The 24,288-nt window shown below is 31.4% G+C and carries 21 protein-coding genes; 11 read left to right on the forward strand and 10 right to left on the reverse strand.

Annotated elements, in window-relative coordinates; all coding sequences use genetic code 11:
• From B2217_RS16460 to B2217_RS16470, 3 genes are all read left to right on the forward strand, one after another.
• Nucleotides 1-427, forward strand: a 427-nt coding sequence (locus tag B2217_RS16460; RefSeq protein ID WP_291123263.1) for a ribosomal RNA small subunit methyltransferase A, incomplete at its 5' end; no start/stop codon positions are given.
• Nucleotides 428-430: 3 nt separating this feature from the next.
• Complete coding sequence (mgtE, locus tag B2217_RS16465) at nt 431-1,786, forward strand: magnesium transporter (protein WP_280046030.1); 1,356 nt, start codon at nt 431-433, stop codon at nt 1,784-1,786.
• A 20-nt stretch (nt 1,787-1,806) separates the two neighbouring features.
• Complete coding sequence (locus B2217_RS16470) at nt 1,807-2,247, forward strand: GyrI-like domain-containing protein (RefSeq protein ID WP_280046029.1); 441 nt, start codon at nt 1,807-1,809, stop codon at nt 2,245-2,247.
• Between the two features lie 83 nt (nt 2,248-2,330).
• On the opposite strand, the gene B2217_RS16475 is transcribed toward B2217_RS16470, so the two are convergent.
• The 3 genes from B2217_RS16475 to B2217_RS16485 all read right to left on the reverse strand — a co-directional run bounded on the left by B2217_RS16475 (nt 2,331) and on the right by B2217_RS16485 (nt 4,094).
• Nucleotides 2,331-2,618 carry a type II toxin-antitoxin system RelE/ParE family toxin gene (locus B2217_RS16475; RefSeq protein ID WP_280046059.1) on the reverse strand — a complete coding sequence of 96 codons (288 nt, stop codon included), beginning with the start codon at nt 2,616-2,618 and terminating at the stop codon, nt 2,331-2,333.
• Nucleotides 2,615-2,851 (reverse strand): DUF2281 domain-containing protein, encoded by a 237-nt coding sequence (locus B2217_RS16480; RefSeq protein WP_280046028.1) that lies wholly within the window; start codon nt 2,849-2,851, stop codon nt 2,615-2,617. Before B2217_RS16480 ends, B2217_RS16475 begins: the two co-directional genes overlap by 4 nt.
• Nucleotides 2,852-2,942: 91 nt before the next feature.
• Nucleotides 2,943-4,094: a sensor histidine kinase gene (locus B2217_RS16485; protein ID WP_291094016.1), complete on the reverse strand. Its 1,152-nt coding sequence runs from the start codon at nt 4,092-4,094 to the stop codon at nt 2,943-2,945.
• A gap of 157 nt (nt 4,095-4,251) precedes the next feature.
• Between B2217_RS16485 and B2217_RS16490 the strand changes: the two genes are divergently transcribed.
• The 3 genes from B2217_RS16490 (at nt 4,252) to B2217_RS16500 (ending at nt 9,853) form a co-directional block, all read left to right on the forward strand.
• A complete protein-coding gene (locus B2217_RS16490; RefSeq protein ID WP_291094014.1) occupies nt 4,252-7,041 on the forward strand; it encodes a 2-oxoglutarate dehydrogenase E1 component in 2,790 nt (929 codons plus the stop codon).
• Nucleotides 7,042-7,053: 12 nt separating this feature from the next.
• The gene (gene odhB / locus B2217_RS16495; RefSeq protein WP_291123278.1) at nt 7,054-8,292 is read left to right on the forward strand and encodes a 2-oxoglutarate dehydrogenase complex dihydrolipoyllysine-residue succinyltransferase; all 1,239 of its coding nucleotides are present in this window, start codon (nt 7,054-7,056) and stop codon (nt 8,290-8,292) included.
• 277 nt (nt 8,293-8,569) lie between these two features.
• Nucleotides 8,570-9,853 (forward strand): T9SS type A sorting domain-containing protein, encoded by a 1,284-nt coding sequence (locus tag B2217_RS16500; RefSeq protein ID WP_280046024.1) that lies wholly within the window; start codon nt 8,570-8,572, stop codon nt 9,851-9,853.
• 41 nt (nt 9,854-9,894) lie between these two features.
• Here the strand turns inward: B2217_RS16500 and B2217_RS16505 are convergent, their stop codons facing one another.
• The 4 genes from B2217_RS16505 to mtaB all read right to left on the reverse strand — a co-directional run bounded on the left by B2217_RS16505 (nt 9,895) and on the right by mtaB (nt 13,765).
• Nucleotides 9,895-11,025, reverse strand: coding sequence for a carboxypeptidase-like regulatory domain-containing protein (locus tag B2217_RS16505; RefSeq protein ID WP_280046023.1), 1,131 nt, complete (start codon nt 11,023-11,025; stop codon nt 9,895-9,897).
• A 54-nt stretch (nt 11,026-11,079) separates the two neighbouring features.
• Nucleotides 11,080-11,682, reverse strand: a complete 603-nt coding sequence (locus tag B2217_RS16510; RefSeq protein ID WP_280046022.1) for a porin family protein — start codon at nt 11,680-11,682, stop codon at nt 11,080-11,082.
• 105 nt (nt 11,683-11,787) lie between these two features.
• The gene (locus B2217_RS16515) at nt 11,788-12,318 is read right to left on the reverse strand and encodes a DUF4136 domain-containing protein (RefSeq protein ID WP_114999525.1); all 531 of its coding nucleotides are present in this window, start codon (nt 12,316-12,318) and stop codon (nt 11,788-11,790) included.
• Between the two features lie 109 nt (nt 12,319-12,427).
• Nucleotides 12,428-13,765 carry a tRNA (N(6)-L-threonylcarbamoyladenosine(37)-C(2))-methylthiotransferase MtaB gene (gene mtaB, locus B2217_RS16520; protein ID WP_280046021.1) on the reverse strand — a complete coding sequence of 446 codons (1,338 nt, stop codon included), beginning with the start codon at nt 13,763-13,765 and terminating at the stop codon, nt 12,428-12,430.
• Nucleotides 13,766-13,824: 59 nt separating this feature from the next.
• Here mtaB and B2217_RS16525 point away from each other — a divergent pair, with 59 nt between their 5' ends.
• Nucleotides 13,825-15,408: an ABC transporter substrate-binding protein gene (locus B2217_RS16525; protein ID WP_291094008.1), complete on the forward strand. Its 1,584-nt coding sequence runs from the start codon at nt 13,825-13,827 to the stop codon at nt 15,406-15,408.
• A 232-nt stretch (nt 15,409-15,640) separates the two neighbouring features.
• Complete coding sequence (locus tag B2217_RS16530) at nt 15,641-17,224, forward strand: FMN-binding glutamate synthase family protein (RefSeq protein WP_280046019.1); 1,584 nt, start codon at nt 15,641-15,643, stop codon at nt 17,222-17,224.
• 48 nt (nt 17,225-17,272) lie between these two features.
• Here the strand turns inward: B2217_RS16530 and B2217_RS16535 are convergent, their stop codons facing one another.
• Nucleotides 17,273-18,742, reverse strand: a complete 1,470-nt coding sequence (locus tag B2217_RS16535) for a helix-turn-helix domain-containing protein (protein ID WP_180906186.1) — start codon at nt 18,740-18,742, stop codon at nt 17,273-17,275.
• Nucleotides 18,743-18,971: 229 nt separating this feature from the next.
• Between B2217_RS16535 and B2217_RS16540 the strand changes: the two genes are divergently transcribed.
• A complete protein-coding gene (locus tag B2217_RS16540; protein ID WP_280046018.1) occupies nt 18,972-21,284 on the forward strand; it encodes an outer membrane beta-barrel family protein in 2,313 nt (770 codons plus the stop codon).
• 61 nt (nt 21,285-21,345) lie between these two features.
• Complete coding sequence (gene mtgA, locus B2217_RS16545; RefSeq protein ID WP_280046017.1) at nt 21,346-22,017, forward strand: monofunctional biosynthetic peptidoglycan transglycosylase; 672 nt, start codon at nt 21,346-21,348, stop codon at nt 22,015-22,017.
• Nucleotides 22,018-22,058: 41 nt separating this feature from the next.
• Here the strand turns inward: mtgA and B2217_RS16550 are convergent, their stop codons facing one another.
• Together B2217_RS16550 and B2217_RS16555 are read right to left on the reverse strand one after the other, a co-directional pair.
• Nucleotides 22,059-22,541 (reverse strand): N-acetyltransferase, encoded by a 483-nt coding sequence (locus tag B2217_RS16550; protein WP_291123268.1) that lies wholly within the window; start codon nt 22,539-22,541, stop codon nt 22,059-22,061.
• Between the two features lie 33 nt (nt 22,542-22,574).
• Nucleotides 22,575-23,330: a glycerophosphodiester phosphodiesterase gene (locus B2217_RS16555; RefSeq protein WP_052217751.1), complete on the reverse strand. Its 756-nt coding sequence runs from the start codon at nt 23,328-23,330 to the stop codon at nt 22,575-22,577.
• Nucleotides 23,331-23,499: 169 nt separating this feature from the next.
• Between B2217_RS16555 and guaA the strand changes: the two genes are divergently transcribed.
• Nucleotides 23,500-24,288, forward strand: a 789-nt coding sequence (gene guaA, locus B2217_RS16560; RefSeq protein WP_291123271.1) for a glutamine-hydrolyzing GMP synthase, incomplete at its 3' end; no start/stop codon positions are given.

Consider the following 24,288-nt stretch of genomic DNA (forward strand, 5'->3'; position numbering starts at 1 on the left):
TATTTTTAAAGCTTTAGAAGAGCGTTATACTGTTCCCGAAATTTGTGGAATGTTTCAGAAAGAAGTAGCCGAACGTATCGCTTCTAAAAAAGGTACAAAAGATTATGGTATACTTTCTGTATTAGCGCAAGCTTATTATCATTGCGAGTATTTGTTCACCGTTCCAGAACACGTTTTTACACCACCACCAAAAGTGAAATCGGGCGTTATTATTATGAAACGCTACCGAACAGAAATAGAAGGAGTCGAACAAAAACGATTTTTTCAAGTGGTAAAAGCTGGTTTTGGACAAAGAAGAAAAACGCTTCGTAATTCGTTGAAAGCTTTGGGGATTCCTGAGGATTTAAATGATCACGAGTTTTTGAATATGCGCGCAGAACAATTATCTGTCGAAGATTTTATTGAGTTAACGAAAAGAATGAAATAGATTATGGAGGTAAAAATTACAAAAGATTTTATTGAACATTTAAACGAAAGTATTAATCAGCAAAATGCAAAAGCAGTTAAGGAGATGTTGCAAGATTTGCACCCTGCTGATATTGCTGAATTGTTTGATGAGCTTTCGACCAAAGAACAGTCTTTTGTAATTGATTTACTCGATAATGAAATTTCTGCTGATATCCTTCTTGAATTAGAAGAAGATGATCGACGCAAATTCCTGAAAACGCTTACTGCAAAAGAAATTGCCGAAGATGTCATCAATGAGATGGATACCGATGATGCAGTTGACGTTATCAATGAACTTTCTGATGAAAAGAAAGATGAGGTAATTGCACAATTAGAAGACCAAGAACATGCCCGTGAAATTGTAGATCTTTTGCGCTATGACGAAGATACGGCTGGAGGTTTGATGGGAAAAGAGTTGATAAAAGTTAACAAAGATTGGTCGGTAATCACAGCGGTAAAACAAATGCGAAAACAAGCTGAGGATTTAGAAGAAGTTTTCTCGATTTATGTAGTTGATGAAGATGAAAAATTACTTGGAACATTGAGTTTAAAGCGTTTGTTGACAACTTCTGCGAACACTAAAGTGGCAGATGTTTACAATGAAAAGATCCAATATGTAAAGACCTATACAAAAGATATGGAGGTTGCGAAAGTAATCGAAAAATATGATTTGTACGAAGTGCCTGTAGTGGACGAGTTAACGCGTTTGGTAGGTGTAATTACGGTGGATGATGTGATTGATGTGATTCGTGAAGAAGCTGAAGAAAATTATCAATTAGCAGCCGGGATTACTCAAAATGTCGACTCTGATGATAATATATTGAAATTAACTCGCGCTCGTTTACCTTGGCTTTTATTGGCTTTGGTAGGTAGTTTTGTAGCAGTTAATGTGTCGCAAAGTTTTAGCGATGCGATGAATTTGTATCCGCAATTATTCTTTTTTACGCCGCTTGTTGCTGCCATGGCAGGAAATGTTGGTGTGCAATCTTCTGCGATTATTGTGCAAGGTTTGGCGAATAGTAATATTTCGGGTTCTATTTGGAAAAGATTAGGAAAAGAAATGTTATTAGCTTTATTGAATAGTACATTATTAGCTTTTGTACTTTTATTGGCGACACATTTCTTGATGAGCACAAGCTACGAAATTTCTTCAACCATTGTTTTAGCTTTAGTTATTGTGATGATTTTAGCAAGTTTGATTGGGACATTTATTCCAATTATGTTGCATAAATATGGTGTTGATCCTGCTATTGCAACGGGACCATTTATCACAACAAGTAATGATATCTTTGGTTTGTTGATTTACTTTTCGATTGCGAAAATGATTTTAGGATTTTAAAAACCTTAAAAATCAATAAGTTGAAAATTATAGGAATAACGACTCAAACGTCTAATAATGATAGTCAAGCGATTGATGATTTAGGAAAATTGTGGCATCAATTTTTCGATGAGAATATAATTGCTAAAATTCCAAATGCAATTAGTTCTAATATTTATTCTGTTTACACAGATTATGAAAGTGATTTTACAGGAAAGTATATGACAATTATTGGTTTAGAAGTTTCTTCTTTAGATGAAATTCCAGAAGGGATGGTTGGTCGTGAATTCGAGCCACAAACATTCAAAAAATATATTGCCAAAGGAGAATTACATGAAGCAGTTGGAAAAACTTGGACAGAAATTTGGAATGATGATGCAAATCTAAATCGCACGTATAAATATGATTACGAATTGTACACCGAAAAAGCTCGAAATCCTGCTGATGCCGAAATTGAGATTTATATTGGTGTGAAAGAATAACAATTAGTACTGAGATGCTAGAATTTAGATATTAGAAAATAATATTAAAAAATGAGCTGAAAGATTTACTTTTAGCTCATTTTTTATTTTGGATATTTTGTAGGATTTCTGTGCGTGTTAAAAATTGCGTAAATAAAAACTGTTTTTTCTTCTTCATTAGTTTCAAATAAAACCAAATAAGGAAAAGATTTAAAAGGTTTTGCACGCAAATTTCTATATTTTACTTGATAAAAAGGATTTATTTCCAAAGCTTCCAAAACTTTTGTCAATTCAGTTAAATATGATTTTGCAGCAGATGTAGAAAAGTTTGAATAATAAGAAATAGCTTGTTCAATATCTTGGGGCAGCTTCGGAAGAAATTCTAATCTTATAAATCATATTTACCATGCAATTCTTTCAATACATCTTTTGCATTCAAGAAATTTTCTTTTGGTTCGTTAAGTCGATTATCCAAAATTTCCTTTTGTTCGTCACTTAACTTAAATTCAGTTTCTTGATTGTGTTTATAAGTCAAAAAATCAATATAACGCTCAACTTCTTCCAAAAGTGATTCAGGAAGTTGTTTCAATTTAGAATTCACTTGTTCAATAGTCGTTGCATTCATAATTATTAATTTTACAAAACAGTTGTCGTTCTAACAAAGTCACAAAAAGTATACCTTATTATATAATCAAGATTTTGTGTAATATTTCTGATTATTTTTTCAATAAAATCTTAAACTCAGTTCCGATTTCTTTGGATGATTTGGCAACAAATATTTTTCCTTTGTGGTAATCTTCGATAATTCGTTTGGCTAATGATAATCCCAATCCCCAACCGCGTTTTTTGGTTGTAAAACCAGGTTGAAAAATCTTTTTTTGTAATTTGGTCGGAATTCCAGAACCTGTATCAGCAATAGAAATTTCGACAAATTTACCCTTCGTTTTTATATCGATATCCAAAACGCCCTTATTTTGCATGGCGTCAGCTGCATTTTTCATCAAATTTTCGATAACCCAACTATATAAAGAAGAATTAAGATTAATATTAAATTCTTCTACATCTGTAACAAAATTTACTTCAATTCCTTTAGAAATGCGTTGGGAAATATAATCCACTGTTTGTTTGGAAGTTGAAATAATATCAGTTTGTTTGAGTTCAGAAGTTGAACCAATTTTCGAGAAACGTTCGGCAATATGTTTCAATCGGTCCACATCTTTTTCAATTTCTATGACAGAAGTTTGATCGATTTCTTCCAATTTCAATAATTCGACCCAACCCATTAAAGAAGAAAGTGGAGTTCCAATTTGATGCGCTGTTTCTTTTGCCATTCCGGCCCATAAATAACTTTTTTCGGTGTCACGAATTGTTTTGAAATACCAATACGAAAATCCAAAAAACAATAAAATCAATAAAATAATGATGAGTGGATAATATTGTAATTGATTGAGAAGTTTTGAATTTTTGAAATAAACATAATTTTTAGTTCCGATTAATTCAACATCGATTGTTTGTTCGGACGATTTCATTTTGTTGACATATTTTTTTAATTGAACCGAATCTTTTACGATCGATTCATCAATATTTTTGGTGTCTACAATAATGCCTTTTTCGTCTACAAGTGCAACAGGAATTGATTTGTTGTCTTCAATTAATTTGAATAGAAAATCTTGCGTTTTCGGATCTAAAAATTCGGATGAGCTTATCAACTCTAACGATCGCGCATAATTCTCTACACGTTTGTGTTCTTCACGCTTTAGCTCTTGTACAATTTTGTTACTCGACCATATTGTAATAGCGAAAATCACAAATATTATAAAGAAGCCAATCCAACGTTTGTTTATTTTTTTTGTTAGAAAATTTATCATCTAAATGTAAAATCTTTCTTAAATTTATATCAAATGTAATGATTATTTGATTATAATATATTTTTATGGCGAGATAAGATAAATATGATGAAAGTAATTTTTTTTAAAGCCTTAAATAGTTTATTTTTGTAGCTAAATCTCATAGAGAGTAAAATTTATGGATCGTTTTTCGTTTTTAAATGCCGCTCATTTAGAGTTTATAGGCGACTTATATGATCAATACGTCCAATATCCGGATAGTATTGAACCAAGTTGGAAAGCTTTTTTCCAAGGGTATGACTTTGCGAATGCAACATATGATGGAGAGCCATTATTTGCACCAGCAACACAAACAGCTCCTAACAGAGCTAGTCAAACAACGCAAGCAGTAGTTAATCCTGCAGTAGTATCTCAAGTTCCAGACAACGTACAGAAAGAATTTAAAGTCATCAATTTGATTGATGCTTACCGTACGCGTGGACACTTATTTACAAAGACTAACCCGGTTAGAGCGCGTAGAACTTTTGAACCTACTTTAGACATCAAAAACTTTGGTTTATCTGATGCTGATTTAGATTTGACATTCAACGCTGGTGAAATTTTAGGTATCGGTGGACCAATCACTTTACGTGAAATCATTGGACACTTAGAAAACATGTACTGCGAATCTATCGGAATCGAGTATATGTATGTAAGAGAACCTCAAAGAATTAATTGGATTCAGAATTGGTTAAACCAAAACTTGAATCAACCAAAATTATCTAAGGAGGAGAAAGAGCGTGTTTTAGAAAAGTTGAATGAAGCGACTGCTTTTGAAAACTTTATGCACACGAAATATGTTGGACAAAAACGTTTCTCGGTAGAAGGAAATGAATCTTTGATTCCTGCTTTGGATACATTGATTAATCGTTCTGCAGATCACGGCGTACAAGAGGTTATCGTAGGGATGGCTCACCGTGGACGTTTGAATGTTTTGGCTAACATTTTTGGAAAATCATATTCTCAAATCTTTTCAGAATTCGAAGGAAAAGCTTTTGATACGGATTTAATGGCTGGTGATGTTAAATATCACATGGGATCATCTAATCAAATCAAAGCATTGAATGGAAAAGATATCCGAATCAATTTAGCACCAAATCCATCTCACTTAGAGACTGTAGATGCAGTTGTAGAAGGGATTACACGTGCAAAAGTTGAGGAAGATTATAAAGATGATTATTCTAAAATTATTCCAATCTTAATTCATGGTGATGCTGCTGTAGCTGGACAAGGAATCGTTTACGAGGTTGTTCAAATGGCAGGATTAGACGGATACAAAACAGGTGGAACAGTACACGTTGTGGTAAATAACCAAATTGGGTTTACAACAAACTATTTAGATGCGCGTACATCTACATATTGTACAGATGTTGCAAAAGTAACATTGTCTCCTGTAATGCATGTAAATTCTGATGATGTAGAAGCGGTAGTTCACGCTTTCCGTTTTGCAGCAGATTATCGTGCAGAGTTCGGTTCTGATGTATTCATCGATTTATTAGGATACCGTAAATATGGACATAACGAAGGTGATGAACCAAAATTCACTCAACCTAAATTATATAACTTAATCGCTAAACACCCAAATCCTCGTGAAATTTACAAGGATAAATTATTAAAAGAAGGTGTAATTGGTGAAGAAATCGTTAAACAAAAAGAAGCTGAATTTAAAGCTTTATTAGAAACGAATTTCGAAGCTTCTAAAGAAATTGAGCGTAATCACATTTTCCCTTTCATGCCAGAAGAGTGGGAAGGATTTGAAATTGCTGATGATGCAAAAGTTTTTGAACAAGCAAATACTGCTTACGATGAAGCAAAATTAAAAGAAATTGCAAAAGCTGTTTCTACCGTTCCAGAAGGTAAAAAATTAATCAAAAAAGTTTCTCGTTTAATTGAAGGACGAGGAAAAATGATTGAGGAAGATAAAATCGACTGGGGATTAGGAGAAGCTTTAGCTTTCGGTTCTATCTTAACAGACGGACGTAACGTGCGTGTTTCTGGTGAAGATGTAGAACGCGGAACGTTCTCTCACCGTCATGCAGTTGTAAAAACTGAAGACACAGAAGAAGAAATTATCTTATTAAACCATATTAATGATGAGCAAGGTCAATTACGAATCTATAACTCATTATTATCTGAATATGCAGTTTTAGGTTTCGATTATGGATATGCAATGGCAAATCCGAAAGCGTTAACTATTTGGGAAGCTCAGTTTGGAGATTTCGTGAATGGAGCGCAAATTGTAATCGACCAATATATTTCTGCAGCAGAAGATAAATGGAAATTACAAAACGGTTTAGTAATGTTATTGCCTCATGGATATGAAGGACAAGGAGCAGAGCACTCTTCAGCACGTTTAGAGCGTTTCTTACAAATGTGTGCCGGTAACAATATGTTTGTTGCTAACATCACAACTCCAGCCAACTTCTTCCATGCTTTAAGAAGACAGGTCGTAACAGATTACCGTAAACCATTGGTTGTAATGTCTCCAAAATCATTATTACGTCATCCATCAGCTGTATCACCATTAGCAGACTTTGCAAATGGAGGATTCCAAGAAATCATCGAAGATGTAACTGTAGATGCGAAAAAAGTGAAAAAAGTAGTATTCTGTTCAGGGAAAATCTACTACGATTTAGACAAAAAACGCCAGGAGTTAGGAGATACAGAAACTGCAATTATTCGTTTAGAGCAACTATACCCATTGAACGAAGAAAAAGTAGATGCAATCATCTCTAAATTTGGTAATGCTAAATTGGTTTGGGCGCAAGAAGAACCAGAAAATATGGGAGCTTGGATGTACATCTTACGTAAATTAAGAAAATATCCATTCGATGTCGTTTCTCCAGCAGAAAGTGCTGCCACAGCACCAGGTTCAAGCAAACGTTGGGCTGCAATTTACGAAGAGGTAATTAATAAAGTATTCAATTAAAAAATAAAGCTAATAGATATGTTAGAAATGAAAGTCCCATCACCAGGGGAATCAATCACAGAAGTAGAGATCGCTACGTGGTTAGTAAAAGACGGTGATTACGTAGAAAAAGACCAAGCAATTGCAGAGGTTGACTCAGATAAAGCGACATTAGAATTGCCAGCAGAAGAAAGTGGAATTATTACTTTAAAAGCTGAAGAAGGTGATGTTGTAGAAGTAGGACAAGTTGTTTGTCTTATTGATACGGATGCTCCAAGACCAGAAGGAGGTAGCGCACCAGCTGCGGAAGCTCCTAAGGCTGAAGTTAAAGAAGAAGTAAAAGCTGTTCCAGCTCCGGTTGCTACTCCAGCACCTGCTACTCCAGCCGCAACTTATGCTACGGGAACTCCATCTCCAGCTGCTAAAAAAGTTTTAGATGAGAAAGGCATTGATGCTTCTCAAGTAAAAGGATCAGGACGTGACGGACGCATCACTCAAGATGACGCTGTACGTTTTACTCCGGCTATGGGAACTTCTACTCAAGGAACTCGTGCTCAATCAGAGAAAAAATTATCATCATTACGTCGTAAAATTGCACAACGTTTAGTTTCTGTTAAAAATGAAACTGCAATGTTAACGACATTCAACGAAGTTGATATGTCTGCAATCTTTGCTTTACGTAACCAATACAAAGACGAATTCAAAGCTAAACATGGTGTTGGTTTAGGATTTATGTCTTTCTTTACAAAAGCAGTTACTCGTGCATTAGAATTATATCCGGATGTAAACTCTATGATTGATGGTGACTACCAAGTAAAATTTGATTTTGCTGATGTTTCTGTTGCTGTATCAGGACCAAAAGGTTTAATGGTACCAGTAGTACGTAATGCAGAAAATTTAACGTTCCGTGGTGTAGAGCAATCTATCAAAGATTTAGCAATCAAAGTACGTGACGGAAAAATTTCTGTTGATGAAATGACAGGAGGTACATTTACAATCACTAACGGTGGTGTATTTGGATCTATGATGTCTACACCAATCATCAACCCACCTCAATCAGGTATCTTAGGAATGCACAATATTGTTGAGCGTCCAGTTGTTAAAAACGGACAAATCGTTATCGCTCCAATGATGTATGTTGCTTTATCTTATGACCACCGTATCATCGACGGACGCGAATCTGTAGGATTCTTAGTTGCAGTTAAAGAAGCGGTAGAAGATCCATTAAATGTATTAATGGGAGGTGACGCTAAAAGAGCTTTAGAATTGTAATACATAAAAACATTCTAACAATCCATAAATTGAAAGCCGTTCGTAAGAACGGCTTTTTTGGTTTATGTAATTAATTTATAATATTATTTTTTTGTGTTTTTGTAATTGATTTAATGAAATTCTGTTTTTTTAACAATATGATTTTTAATAGATAATTTATTTATTATAAGCATTTTATATTTTCCTTTTTAAGGAAATTAATTCTTTAAATTATTACTGATTAATACATGTTGAAATATAATATAATTTTAAAGTAATGAATTAACACAATAAAATTATGAAGAAAATTTACTTTAGTGTATTAACGTTGTTAATACTTTTACAATCAAACGCTCAGGTGTATGATGTAGGTACTTGGGCTCAAGTTACAGATATTTCTAATGACGGTGTAGCTGTAGGAAATGCCGCAGGTGTCATACATTTTAAATGGACAAAAGAAGAAGGTCCTATAGTAATTGGAGAAATTGGAGGTAATAATGATTATATAGCAGGTAATACAACCATTTCTGCTGATGGAAAATTAGTATCAGGAACAATGACAAATCCGGCTACAGGAATCGATGAAATGGCTTTATATGATATAACTACGCAAACATGGGAGTACTTAGGAGCGAGTGCAAATGGTAGCGATACTTCTTCATGGGGAATGTCAAGCGATGGTAAAACGATCGTTGGATTAGGATGGAAATCTGCTTCTCAAGCTATAGGAGTTATTTGGAATAGAGCAAATGGAATGAAAGATTTGGGCTCTACAGTTGCAGGTAAAAGTTCAAGACCAAATTCTGTAAATGGAGATGGAACTGTTGTTGTAGGATGGCAAGATTCTGAAAATGGTTTCCGTAAAGGAGTTTATTGGAAAAATGGTGTACAAACATTTATTAAAGATAAACAAGGTAATCTTGTAGGAGAGGCGCTAGCAGTTTCTGCTGATGGAAATATTATTGTTGGTTTCAACGAACCTGAAGCATATATTTACAATGCAACAACTAATACTTATACAGAAATAGTTCATTCAGATCCAGATTATAACACGTCAATAGTAGCTGTTTCTGATGATGGAAATACAGCGGTGGGTTATTGGAAGCCTTGGTATGCTACAAATACAGAAGGAGAAGGTTTTATTTGGTTTAAAGATAAAGGAGTTGTTAAAATTGATGATTATGTAAAAGAGGTTGGATATGATAGCAAAAGTTTTACTTTTGTGTTGCCTACAGGTATTTCTCCGAATGGAAAATATATAGGAGGTATAGGAATCAATTGGGATGAAATGGATCTTAAAGGTTTTGTAATAGAATTGAAAGGAGCTTTATCTACAAATGAAAATGTTTTGGATAAAATTATTACAACAATTTCTCCAAATCCTGTTATGAATGAAATGACAATTCATACAAAAGCTATCATAAATTCTGCTGAAGTTTATAATTTAGCAGGTCAAAAAGTTTGGAATTCAGATAATATTATGAATAATAAAATTGATTTAAGTTTCTTAAATAAAGGAGTTTATATCGTAAAGATAAAAACTGATTCAACAAATGAATCAATTAAGTTTATTAAAAACTAATTCAGATAATTATAAAAAAAGTCACTCATTGAGTGACTTTTTTACTCAATTTTATAATCCATAGGAACCATGTTTGCTATTTTTTCCCAGCTCCAATATCCTTCAACAACCAAATTAGCAGGATGATAATACGTTCCATTTTCTTCAATTTTTAATAAATCGCTTTTTATAGCGAAAATAGAAAGTTGGTTCGAAATATATTTTGCTCCATTCTGTTTTGCATAGTCCAAATCCTCTTTTTCATTTTTATACTCTACAGAATACAAACCTTTAAAATTAAGATACTGATCATTATTATCAACGATTTTCAAACTATCAGATGGTACTTTTTGATTAACTAAGTAAGTAATAATTTTTGGAGGAACTTTACCTTCAATTCTACCTCCTAACAAAGTTTCTTCTTTAAACTTTATGTATTCAGGATTATCCTTGCGAATCAATCGCTTTACATCATATCCTTCTTCCTCAATTTTATTATCATAAACCGCTTTCATAAAATGAATCACACTTCCTAAATAAGATTTACGACGATTTTCTTGCCATTTTTTTTCTTTAGAAGCTGATGATTTTAGCTCAGTAAAAAGTGCTGTTCCAAGAGTTAAGACATAATTTGACTTGAAATTAATATTAAAATCAACCAAATCATATTCTATTTTATAACCTAAGTAATTGTTTGTAATGATTAAAGGATTTCGGGAAGTAGCAGATAATTGTCGTGTATTTTTATCATATTTAAACCTTAAATCTTTCGAATTTTCGATTTTACATTTTTTAGCAGCTTCATTACTTCCCAAAAACAATCTCAGAAAAGTCTGATAATAATACAACCAATCTTCTTTAGATATTGCTTGAACAACTGTTTCTTGTAATGCAACCACTTCAGGCTCTAAAACTACTTTATAAAAATTGGTTTGATTTGTATTGACATTCAAAATATAATTCTCAAACAAACTTGCTCGAATTATTAAATTATATTGTCCATTAGGAAGATTTAGTTCAAATTCACCTTTTTCGTTCGTTTTTGATTTAATCGTAGAATTATCGACATAGATTTCAGCATTAATAATTGGAAGCGATTTTTCATCAATCACTTTTCCTTTTATCATATTCTGTGCGAATAGATTACTACTAATCAATAGAAAACCTAAAATAAAAAATTGTTTAAAATTCATTGACTAAATTTTAAAACAAGATAATAAAAAAACCGCTATAAAGCGGTTTTGAATTTATTTGAAGAAATATGTAATTCCTAATGTTAAAAATGATGAACGATTTGTTCCATTATCCCAACGTTTATAGTCGTAAGTGTCTATTAATCCATATTGATATCTTAAATTAATTTCGTATTTTCTATCAATAGAATATCCACCACCAATATTAAATGCTAAATCAAACGATTTTGGAACATTATTAGTTCTTTCTGGCTCATCTTCATCAAATTTTTCTGATACTTTGAAACCTAATTGAGGACCACCTTCTACAAAGAAATCTTTTCCTTGATCATCAAAATAGTATTTATACATAATTGGAATATTGATGTAATTTAAGAACGCTTTGTATTTCTCTCCGCCTTCTTTGTATAACGAATATTCACCTTGAGTAGTATATAAAACTTCGGCTTGCAAATAATGGTTTTCGTTTCGAGTAGTTAATTGATATTTTGCAACTCCCCCAGCTAAAAATCCAACTCTCTCTTTAGAAACTCCATGAACAATAGTTGTGTTACTAAGTCCAACACCACCTTTAACTCCAAATTCGATTTGAGCAAAAGAAAAAGTAGATAAACTTAAAAGAAATAAACTTAATAGATTGGTTTTTAAATTTTTCATAAGTTATTGTATAATTTTAACAAAATTAAAGCTTTTTTTAATACAAACTTCATTTCATAAAAAAAGCTCTTCAAATGAAGAGCTTATTATATTATTTTCGAAAATTTATTTCTTTGGTTGAGGAGGAAATTTAGCTAGAATTTCTTCAATAGCTTTCGGGATTCTTTCTGCTTTAGCACTGATATTACTCAAATTAAGATCAGAACCAACACCTTGCCAAACCAATATATTACGTTTATCATCAATAATGTCTATTACAATTGTTCCCGCTTGATAAGAAGAAACGCTATTTCCGCCGTAATATCCGCCATAGTAACCATAAGGACCGTAACCCCAATTGTTATTATTTACAGAAACTTGTTCTTTAGAACTTGTCAATAAATTAATGACTAAGTCTGCATCAGAACTTACTTTTGTAAATCCTTTTGTAGCCATTTGTGCGTCAATTGCTTTAATTAATCGATTCTTGTCCAAATCGTTAACCTTTAACTTATCTAATCCTTTTTGGTGAAAAGTATAAGTTTTATATGAAGCAAAATTTGTTGATCTGTCGTAATCTGTACTTACTTGAACTGTTCCACAGCTTGTTACAAATAATGACAACAAAATTATAAAAGTAAAGTGTATAATTTTCATGACCTTGATTTTTTATTTAAAACTACAATTATTATTCCTAAATGTAAAGGTAAATCAAAAAAAAGAAGCTCAAAATACTTGAACTTCTTTTTAACTAATATTTACAATTTTATTTTGCTAATTCTAACTCTTGAATTTTTACTTCAACAATTCCATTGTGATTGATTCTAACCAAATCTACAATTTGCGTTTCGTTGACTAATTCTGGATTAAAATCTGTCTGAACTTTCACATAATTCTCTGTAAAACCAAACATTTTTCCGTCTTTATTATCATGTTCCCACAAAACTTTCTGAGTCGAATTTAATTGCGATTGATAAAAAGCTTGACGTTTTTTCTCCGATAAAATACGTAACATTTTATTACGACGTTTACGTTCTCCTTGATCAACAATACCTTCAAATTCGATTGCTTCTGTATTATCTCTTTCAGAATAAGTAAATACATGTAAATAGCTAATTGGTAATTCGTTCAAGAAATTATATGTTTCCATAAATAATTCTTCTGTTTCTCCAGGGAAACCAACAATTACATCTACACCAATACACGCATTTGGCATCACTTCGCGAATTTTTGTTACACGATCTAAATAAAGATTAGATAAGTAACGACGTTTCATTTTTTTCAAAATCTCATCGCTACCAGATTGTAATGGAATATGGAAATGCGGAACAAATCGATTACTTTTTGAAACAAAATCGATCGTTTCATTTTTCAATAAATTTGGCTCAATCGAAGAAATTCTGATTCGTTCTATCGCATCAACTTGATCTAATTCTTGCACCAATTCCAAGAAAGTATGTTCGTGTTTTTTATTCCCGAATTCACCTTTCCCGTAATCGCCAATATTTACACCCGTTAATACAATTTCTTTGATTCCTTTGTGCGCAATTTCATTCGCATTTTTGATGACATTTTCAACTGTATCCGAACGCGAAATCCCACGAGCCAAAGGAATTGTACAATACGTACATTTGTAATCGCAACCATCTTGAACTTTCAAAAAAGCACGCGTACGATCACCAATTGAATAAGAACCAACGTAAAAATCGGCTTCTTCAATCTCACAAGAATGTACAATTGTTTCTTCTTTTTTATTGATATCGTCTAAATATTCAGCAATATTAAATTTTTCTGCAGCTCCTAAAACCAAATCAACACCTTCCATTTCCGCAATTTCTTGCGGTTTCAACTGCGCATAACAACCTACAACGACAACAAAACCTTCTGGATTTGCTTTCATTGCATTTTTCACAATCGTTCTGCACTCTTTGTCTGCATTTGCGGTTACCGAACATGTATTGATTACGTACACATTCGCAGAATCTGTAAACTCAACCTTCTGATATCCATTATCTTTCAAGTTTCTTGCGATCGTCGAAGTTTCAGAAAAATTAAGTTTACATCCCAATGTATGAAATGCAACTGTTTTAGTTTGATTATTCATAGCTGCAAATTTAAGAAATTATCCATAGTTTTGAAACATAAATAAATCAGCTATTCAAAATGACTAAATACTTTATCTACATTATGTTATTCGTTTCAATATTTTCGTGTTCTAAGAAAATTGAAATCGATGAAAACAAAGTATTTAAACTAAATCGTTACGATAATATTTCTTCTTTAGATCCAATTAATGCGCGAACACAAGCCAATACGTGGGCGTGTAATTTGATGTATAACAGTTTAGTGAAGATTGATAATGAATTAGAAATTCAACCCGATATTGCAAAATCTTGGACAATTTCAGAAGATGGAAAAACGTATTCTTTTACATTAAGAAACGATGTTTTTTTTCACAAACATGAAGCTTTCGGAAAAGATTCGACTCGAATTGTGACTGCTTCTGATTTTGAATATAGTTTTAACCGTTTAAAAGATCCGAAAGCTGGAGGTTCTGGAGGTTGGATTATGAATAATATCGATTCGTATAAAGCGATAAATGATACACTTTTTGAAATTAAATTGAAAGAGGCTTATCCTGCGTTTTTAGGTTTAATTTCGATGAAATATGCTTCGGTTGTTCCGAAAGAATTATTCAAAAATGGAAACGATGAATTCTTGAAACATCCAATTGGTACAGGTCCTTTTCAATTTAAGATTTGGGAAGATAACGTGAAAATGGTTTTCAGAAAAAATCCAAAGTATTTCGAATTTGATGAAAAAGGTCAACGTTTGCCATATTTAGAAGCGGTTAATTTATCATTTTTACCAGAGAAAAATTCAGAATTTTTAGAATTAATCAAAGGTAATTTGGATATGATGGCAGATTTGGATCCTTCTTATAAAGATGAAATTTTAAATCCAATCGGAGATTTGAATCCAAAATATTCAAATATTTTAACCACTCAAAAAGTTCCTTATTTAAGTACTGTTTATTTATGTTTTTACCTTGATGCACCAAATGCAGTTGATTTGAAATTGCGTCAAGCATTGAATTATGGAGTTGATAAAAACAAAATCATCAAATATATGATGAAAGGACAAGCTTTTGAAGCAGATGGAGGTTTCATTCCGAAAGGTTTACCAGGTTATTCGCCAGAAAGTGGTTACAAATATTCTCCCGAAAAAGCACGTGAATTAATCAATAGCTATAAAAAAACGAACGAAAAAATTACGCCAATCGAGCTGACAACAGTACAAGAATATGTAGATGTTTGCGAATATATTGCGGCAGAAATGGCAAAATTAGGTTTACCAATAAAAGTGAATGTTGTACCTGGACCAACGATGCGTGATGGAAAAGCAACAGGGAAATTTACGTTGTTCCGTGCAAATTGGGGAGCAGATTATCCAGATGCCGAAAACTTTTTGTCCTTATATTATTCGAAAAACTTTGCGCCAGAAGGTCCAAATTATTCACATTATAAAAATGGCGAATTTGATAAAATGTACGAACAAGCATTTTTGACCAATAATCCAGACGAACGTGCCAAACTTTATCAAAAAATGGATGCATTGATGATGCAAAACGCTCCAATTTTACCATTATTTTATGATCAAACAACGTTATTTTTGAATAAAAAAGTTAAGAATTTTTCGATGGGACCAATCAAATTATTAGATTTAACAAGAGTTTACAAAGAATAATTCTTTTGACATTTCTCAAAAAGTTTGAACATCTTTTAAAAAAATCTAAATAATATTTCATTTTATTTCACGACATTAGATAATTGTTAACTTATTTGAAATAATCAGTTTTCTCTAACGTTTGAAATCAATATTTTAAAAGAAATAATTTCAGAATTAAAGGCGTTAAACCGAGTTTTTTTAGATATATTTGACACCAAATTTTTAATCAAAATCATTTAAATTTTTACTTATGAAAGTAAGACAACTTTTCGTAGTAGGATCTATCGTTACTCTTGTTGCAATTGGAGTAATCTCTTATTTTTGGCCAGGTATCTTATGGTCTTTAATAATTATTCTTCCTTTGATTGCCTTAGGAATTGCTGATATCTCGCAAACAAAGCACGCTATCAGAAGAAACTTTCCTATTGTAGGACATGGTCGTTATTTATTAGAAAGTATTCGTCCAGAAATCATGCAATACTTTGTTGAAACGGATACTGAAGGAAAACCTATTGACCGTTTGATGCGTAGTATGGTGTATCGTCGTGCAAAAAATGTAATTGACACAGTTCCTTTTGGGACGCAATTAGATGTTTATGAACCAGGATATGAGTGGTTAAATCATTCGATGTATGCTGGAAAAATCAAACATGCTGATGATCCACGTGTAAAAGTTGGTGGAAGTGAATGTAAACAACCTTATTTAGCAAGTTTATTAAACATTTCTGCAATGTCTTTCGGTTCGTTAAGTGAAAATGCTGTATTAGCGATGAATAAAGGAGCTAAATTAGGAAATTTTGCGCACAATACAGGTGAAGGGGGAATTTCTCCATATCACTTACAGCCAGGTGGAGATTTGATTTGGCAAATTGGTACAGGATATTTTGGTTGTCGTGCTACTGATGGTGGTTTCGATCCAGATAAGTACGTTGAACGCGCTACTTTACCAAATGTAAAAATGATTGAGTTAAAAATTTCTCAAGGTGCAAAACCAGGTCACGGAGGAATTTTACCAGCAAATAAAAATACTCCAGAAATCGCTAAGATTCGTGCTGTAGAACCATATACAACTGTTGATTCTCCTCCATCTCACTCAGCTTTCTCTGATGCAGAAGGAATGTTACATTTCATCAAACAATTAAGAGAATTATCAGGTGGAAAACCAGTTGGTTTCAAATTGTGTATTGGGATTAAACGCGAGTTTATTGAGATTTGTGAAGCAATGATCAAAACTGGTATAAAACCAGATTATATCGCAATTGACGGTGGTGAAGGTGGAACTGGAGCTGCTCCTGTAGAGTTCTCTAACTCTCTAGGTATGCCTTTGTTAGATGGTTTAGCTTTCGCTGTTGATACTTTACGTGGTTATGGTCTTAAAAAAGATATTCGTGTTGTAGCTTCTGGAAAAATTATTTCTTCTTTCCACATTGCTCGTGCAATGGCTATTGGTGCGGATTTAGTTTATTCGGCTCGTGCTATGATGATGGCTGTAGGATGTATCCAAGCTTTACAATGTAATACAAATACATGTCCAGTTGGTGTTGCGACCCAAGATCGTGAATTGATGAAAGGATTAGATGTAGAAGATAAAGCAACTCGTATGTATAATTTCCACAAGAAAACAATGCATATTTTATCTGAATTAATTTCTGCAACAGGTGTTAAATCTCATAGAGATTTCAATCGTTCTCACGTAAATTTACGTATCGACAATACGCGTATTATGTCTTATGATCAATTGTACCCAATTGTAGAAGAAGGTGCATATGTAGGAATGTCTGTAGAAGATGTTTTACAAGAAATTAGAGTTCGTACATTAAGTAAAGTGAATTAATCAATTTGATATAATAATAAAAAAAGCAATCCAATTGGATTGCTTTTTTTATTTAATAATATTCCGTAAATATTGAGACGGTCGAAAACCTGTATGTTCCAAGAATGCATCCGAAAAAGTCTTTCTCGAATTAAAACCTGTTTCTTCTGCTAAAGCATCAATTGTATATTTTTTGAGATTTGGTTCATCTGCAAATCGTTTCAAAAGATGATTAATTCTTAATTCGTTGATATATTGGTTAAAATTTTTCGATCTCGAACGATTAATATAATTTGACACAATTGTTCGATTGGCGTTCAATTCTAGAACCAAGTCATTCAACGAAAATTTTGGATTTAGAAACAACTTTTGTTCTTCAAACAATTGCAAACTTTGCTCGAAATCTTCATCAATTTCAACTTCAAATTTTGTTTTTTCTACTTGATTTTCTTCCATAATATCTGCTTCAATTATTGAAATTTCATCAAGACATTTTTGTAAATAATTCTTCTTTTTTTGATGTTTTTGATTCATTTTATAAAAAACAATTCCACCAAAAATTAGAATTGCAACCAAACCAAAAAAAGAAGCTCTTTTGAAGTTTTGATTCTTTTCTTTCAATAAATTTCGTTCTGTTTTCAAGAATGTATTTTCGTATTTCTCAAGATTTGGTTTCAAAATAGTATGATCAGCCACATAAAATAAACTGTCAAAAGACAATAAATTATTTACAGATAATAATTTATCTCGATTATTTCCATACTTCTCATTATATTCAACCACTCGTTCATAGGAAAGTCGCAGTTCTTCATCAAGAATTTTATATTGTTTTGAGAATTCTACAACATTTTCAAAATATTGGATTGCTTCTTTATTTCGCTTTTGTTGATATAAAATTTCACCTAAAAATTGCTCTGAAATCACATACCATTTAATATCATTTTGCTTCCAGAAAGCTTGTTGTGCTTTTTTCAATGTATTAAATGCCGAATTATAATCTTTTTTGTAAAAATCAATAATTCCTTTATTCTTCAAAGCATATTGATAATTTGATGTATCAACCGTTTCAGACAACTCAATTTTGTTGTAATAATCGCTTTTGTTCAGATGATTTGTTTTACTATACAAATAAGACAATTTCCCAAGAATAGAAAGGTAAATACTAAACGATTTTGACTGATGTTTATATTTCTCGAAATATGGTAAAGAAGCTTCATACAATTCTATAGATTCCTTTATTTCATACAGATTTTCCTTTGTTTTTGCTATTCCAACAAGAGAAGAATAAAATGTATAATCATCTTTTATTTCTGTTGAAAGTTGTTTCGAAATCGTGAAATTTTTCAATGCATTATTGTAATTACGTTGCTCCAAAAAATAATTTCCTTTTTCGATATAAGCTTCACTCAAAACAACTTTATCATTCAATCGATAAGCTGTTGAAATCGTAGAATCAATAATTCGAAGATTTTCTTCAACCAAATCATTATTTTTTTTTCGTAAAAATTCAGCTTTATCATTTTGTGTTTTTCCAAACATATTTATTGAACTGAATATGAATAAAATAATTAAGATAAATTTAAGAAATCTATTTCCTGAAATTATAAAACGTAACATACTGTATTTGTTTAATTTGAATAACATTGTAAACAATTATCATTTGACACCAAGTTCATGAAAAACATTTAAAAATATAAATTAAAATTGTTCAAACAAAAATTTTACTTCCTCTAAATGTAAGTAAAACAATAATCAACACAATTTTATTATGAAATTTTTACAATTAATTCTCATTTTGATTAGTTCTTTTGCTTTTGCACAAGAAAAATATTCGATTACAGGAAATATTTCATCAAAAAATGAGTCAAAAACAATTCAAGCAAAAGTTATTTTACACGATGAATTTCAAAATGTTATTCAAACAATTGAAACTGAAAACTCTAAATTTAACTTTGAAAATTTAGAACAAAAAATATATTCAATTTCAGTTATTTATGATAATAAAATTCAAGATGAAGAACCTTTTTATTTGAACGAAAATAAAACATTTCACTTAAATATTGATGAAACTGTACAAATTAATGAAGTTGTAATCAATGGAAAAAAGGAAACTTTCAAAATAGAAAATGGCAATTATAATATTGATGTAGCTAATTCAAATTTTAATAAACTTGCTACAACCAAAGAATTATTTTCAAAATTACCAAGCGTCATGTTGGGAGCAGATCAAGAAACATTGACAATTATTGGAAAAGGAAATCCTTTGTTGTATTTGGACGATCAACAAGTTGATTTTTCTACCATTTCGAGTTTAGCAATTGAGGACATAAAATCGATTGAAATTATTAAAAATCCATCTGCAAAATATGAAGCAAATGGAAAATCTGTCGTAAAAATTAACCTTAAAAAAAGTAAAAAAGAAGGTTTAAAATTGACTTTACAGGAAACATTATCGTTCAAAAGAAAGTTTAATAATTATTTCAATTCAACTTTTCAAATTCGTAAAAATAAAAGCGAATTTAAACTGAACGCATCTTATAATCAACTAAATCCATGGGAAGGAAATGGATTCGATTATCGCGTAAAAGACAAAAATATTCAGTCCAATTATTTCATAAAATCGCAAACAAAACGTCCGCATTTTATTGTAAATACAAGCTTTTTTCAGGAATTAAATGAAACTGGAGATTATCTTTCATTTACTATTAATTCAAATTTCAGAAAAGATAAAGGATTGATTGATACCAAAACAGAATATTCAGAAAATAATGAAAATCAATCTATTTTAACGTTAAATGATAATGAAAATCATCGAAATTTTGTGAATACTTTGGTGAATTACAATAAAAATATTCAATCAATTGACGTAAGTATTTTAACAGGTTTGCAATACACGATTTATAATACAGGAACGACATACGATTTTTACAATAAGATAAATGAAAATGATATCGAATACAATCAATCGCGCTATCAAAAATATCGTCTTAAGGTTTTTGCTGGAAAATTTGATGTAGAGAAAAAATTTGAATCTGATCAAAAAATTGAATTTGGAGGACGCTTTACGCATGCAAAATCAGAAACAACTAATCAAACGTTTTTTCCTCAAAAATCATCAGAAAAATTTCTTTACAACTTCAAAGAACTGAATCTTGCAGCCTATTTACAATACATAAAAAACTATGAAAAATGGAATTATAAAGTTGGATTAAGAACAGAAACGACCAATTCTAAAGGTTTTGATGAAATAAAACAACTTTCGGATATTGATAAAAAATACATTGATTGGTTTCCAAATGCAGAATTTAATTACACTTTTGAGAATAAAAATGCATTGACAATTTATTATAAACGCACGATTGATAGACCGAATTACAGCACCCTTTCTTCTGGGAATTTGTATGGAAGTCCTTATATCGAATACAGCGGAAATTTTAATATTTTACCTACTTACACCGACATATTTTCTGCGAATTATTCATTAAAAAAGTGGAATATGAATGTGACGTATTATCAAAGTAAAAATCCGATGAATTATACGTTGATTTATGATGATGTGAGAAATATTTCAACATTTACAACGGTTAACTTTGAAAAAGAAAAAAATATTTCTGTTGGTTTAGATGTTCCGTTCGAATATAAATTTTGGTCAACACAAATTAGTTTAGCTATGATTTATAGTAAAATAATTGATGAAAAAGCTGTTCTTAAAAAATCTGTTCCGTATATCTATTTATACTCTAATCATAATTTCAAATTGGGAAAAGATTTTAATTTTATGCTTGATGGATATTGGTTAAGTAAACGAACAGAAGGAATTTATGATCGAAATTCTCAAGTTATCGTTAATCTTGGATTGACAAAATCATACAAAAACTTTGATTTTTCTATTCGTTTCAATGATTTATTTAAACAAATGAAATTTAGCGAAACCTTGAATTATGATAAAATTAGTTCTAAAAACCTATTTTTAGTCGACTATCAAGAACTATCAATTGGTGTTAAATATAATTTTGGTCGTTTAAATAAAACTATCTCAAAAGAGAATAAAGTAAATGAAGAGGAAGGGAGAATTAGATAATACTTTTATTTCTAAAATTCAATAAATCGTATAACTTTGCTTTCAAATTTAAAGAAATAAAATGTTTAAATTTATTCGTAAGGTTATACTTTATCTTTTTGTAGCTCATCTTGTATACATTGTTGTGTTAAAGTGGATTAATCCGCCGTTCACGATTACGCAAGTTCAGCAAGGTTTTGAACAAGGAAAATTTAAGCGCGATTATATTTCCTATGACGAAATGGGACGAAATATAAAATTGGCAGTAATTGGTTCCGAAGATCAAAAATTTCCTGTGCACAATGGATTTGATATGGATGGAATACAGGAAGCGATTGAAAAAAATAAAGAAGGTAAAAAACTTCGTGGAGGTTCTACAATTTCTCAACAAGTCGCGAAAAATGTGTTTTTGTGGCAAGGTCGTTCTTGGTTGAGAAAAGGATTGGAAGTTTATTTTACGTTTATGATCGAAAAAATTTGGGGCAAACAACGTATTTTAGAAATGTATTTGAATACTTCTGAAATGGGAATTGGCGTTTTTGGAGTTGAAGCAGCTTCTGAATATTATTTCAATAAACCTGCTAAGGATTTAACCAAAAATGAAGCGGCTCGAATTGCAGCAGCTTTGCCTTTACCGCGAAAATATAATGTGAATCCGCCTTCGCCTTTTATCAGCAGACGTGCCAGTCATATCGAGCGACAAATGCGAAATATACAAGGAAGCACTGATTTGGAAAAGGTTTTAGGAGAATAAAATAGAAAAGAGAAGTTAATAAGCTTCTCTTTTCTATTTTATTACTCTCTCCAGTTAATTTTAACCGCAGAAATTTTATCTAATTCCAAACGAGTTTCAGGAAGTAAATTGAAATCATTTTTCATATAAAAAGCCAACGGAGAACGATAAGGCTCTCCATTCGCTTTTGTATCTTTTTCATGGTCGATTACCCAACCGTTTAGTTCTGTCGAAAATGTTTTTAATCGATTAAGAATTTTACGTCCCAAACCAATTTGATGCAATTCGCTATCCACAATTATTGCAAACCATTTTTCATAATCTCTTTCGAAAATCACGGCCCAAGCTTGCATTTGATTGTTTTCATCAACAGCAAAAAAATGTTTCGCTTCAATCAAACTATTCAAATAATTTTCGGTGTCCTGTAAACTCTCAAAAGCCAAATTAATAGGATATTCGTTGTTCCAAATTTTAAAAATATAGTCTTTATGAATTTGGTTTAACGTTGTAAATGAATAGATTTCTAATGAGTTAAGTTGAGGCATAAAATGATTTCTTATTTTGCTAAATATACTAAATTATTTAGTCAAAATTTCTTTTAAAATCAAAGGTTTGTCGGTTGTAATGTAATCCACTTTTAGATCAATCATTTCTTGCATCACTTTTGGGTCGTTAACCGTCCAAACATTCACCAATAAACCCAAATCTTTCGCTTCTTTTACCCAAGTCGGATTTTTCTGAAATACTTTATAATTATAGTCAATTCCGTTCCAATTTCTCGCTTTTACATCTTTTGGAGACAAATCGCCATTCAAATAAGAAACGTGAAATTTAGGTGCTAATTTCTTGAATTCATCACAAATATTTTGACTAAATGAAATGATTTCAACTTGTTTTTCTACTTTATGTTTTTTGATGATTTCAATTGCTTTTTTTACTGCACGATTTTCGTTTTCTTTTGATGAATGAGGTTTTAATTCGAAAATTAATTTAACTTTCTTATTCTTTTTTCCTTGTTCAAAATATTCTTCTAAAGTTGGCATGTTTTCGTTGTTAGCCAATTTCAACGTTTTTAAAAGAGAAGAATTAGTCATTTCGATTGCATGACCTTGAAAATTATCATCATGATTTACCATCAAAACATCATCAGCGCTAATTAATACGTCAAATTCAGAACCATAAGCACCAATTTCTTGTGCAGATTTTAAAGATTTGATCGAATTTTTTGCATTATTCTCGGTGTCCCAATAACCGCGATGAGCAATAATTTTTTGAGCATTTGCCATATTCGTAAGCATAAAAGTTGTTAAGGCAGTAAATATAAATTTTTTCATGATGAATTGTTTTTTCGAAGTAAAATTATTTTGTTTAAAGGATTTTGACGTTACCTAAAGATTAAGAAGTTGAATTTATAAAAGAATCTGTCGAAAAGCAGTAAATTTTGACTGGAATAAAATTGCGATTGCGCCGAATTTCACTTAATTTTGCACAAAGACAAACACAATGACGCAAGGAATTATTATTTTAGATTTTGGCTCGCAATACAATCAATTAATCGCGCGCCGAATTCGAGAATTTGGAGTTTATACAGAAATTATTCCCTACAACACTTCGATCGAAGAAATCAAAAAACACAATCCAAAAGGAATTATTTTATCAGGAGGACCTTCTTCAGTTTTTGGAGATGAAGCCGCTTTGGTAGAAAAAGAATTATTCGAAATGGGCGTTCCTGTTTTAGGAATTTGCTATGGAATGCAATTGATTTCGCATTTATTAGGTGGAGAAGTTAAGAAAGGAGAAAAAGGAGAATATGGAAAATCTGAATTAACAGTTTTAGCTCAAAACAGTTTATTCGCAGGAGTTCCAGAACAATCTACAGTTTGGATGAGTCACTTCGATGAAGTGATGACAGCGCCAATAGGATTTACAATTTCAGGAAAATCAAATATAGATATTGCGGCAATCGCAAACGAAGATAAAAAGATTTTTGCGGTACAATTTCACCCAGAAGTTACACATTCAGAATATGGTTCAACAATGTTAGAAAACTTTGTTTTCAATATTTGTCAGGCTGAAAAGAATTGGGTTTTAAAAGATTTTATCGAAACAGAAATTGCTCGTATAAAAGAAGTAGTTGGTGATAAAAAAGTGATTTTAGGACTTTCAGGAGGTGTTGATTCTTCTGTTGCAGCGGTTTTAATTCATCGTGCAATTGGCGATCAATTAACGTGTATTTTTGTTGATACTGGTTTATTGAGAAAAGATGAAGGGAAAAAAGTAATGGAAAATTAC

The sequence above is a fragment of the Empedobacter sp. UBA7620 genome, from assembly GCF_002484185.1.
Taxonomy (GTDB): Bacteria; Bacteroidota; Bacteroidia; order Flavobacteriales; family Weeksellaceae; genus Empedobacter; species Empedobacter falsenii_C.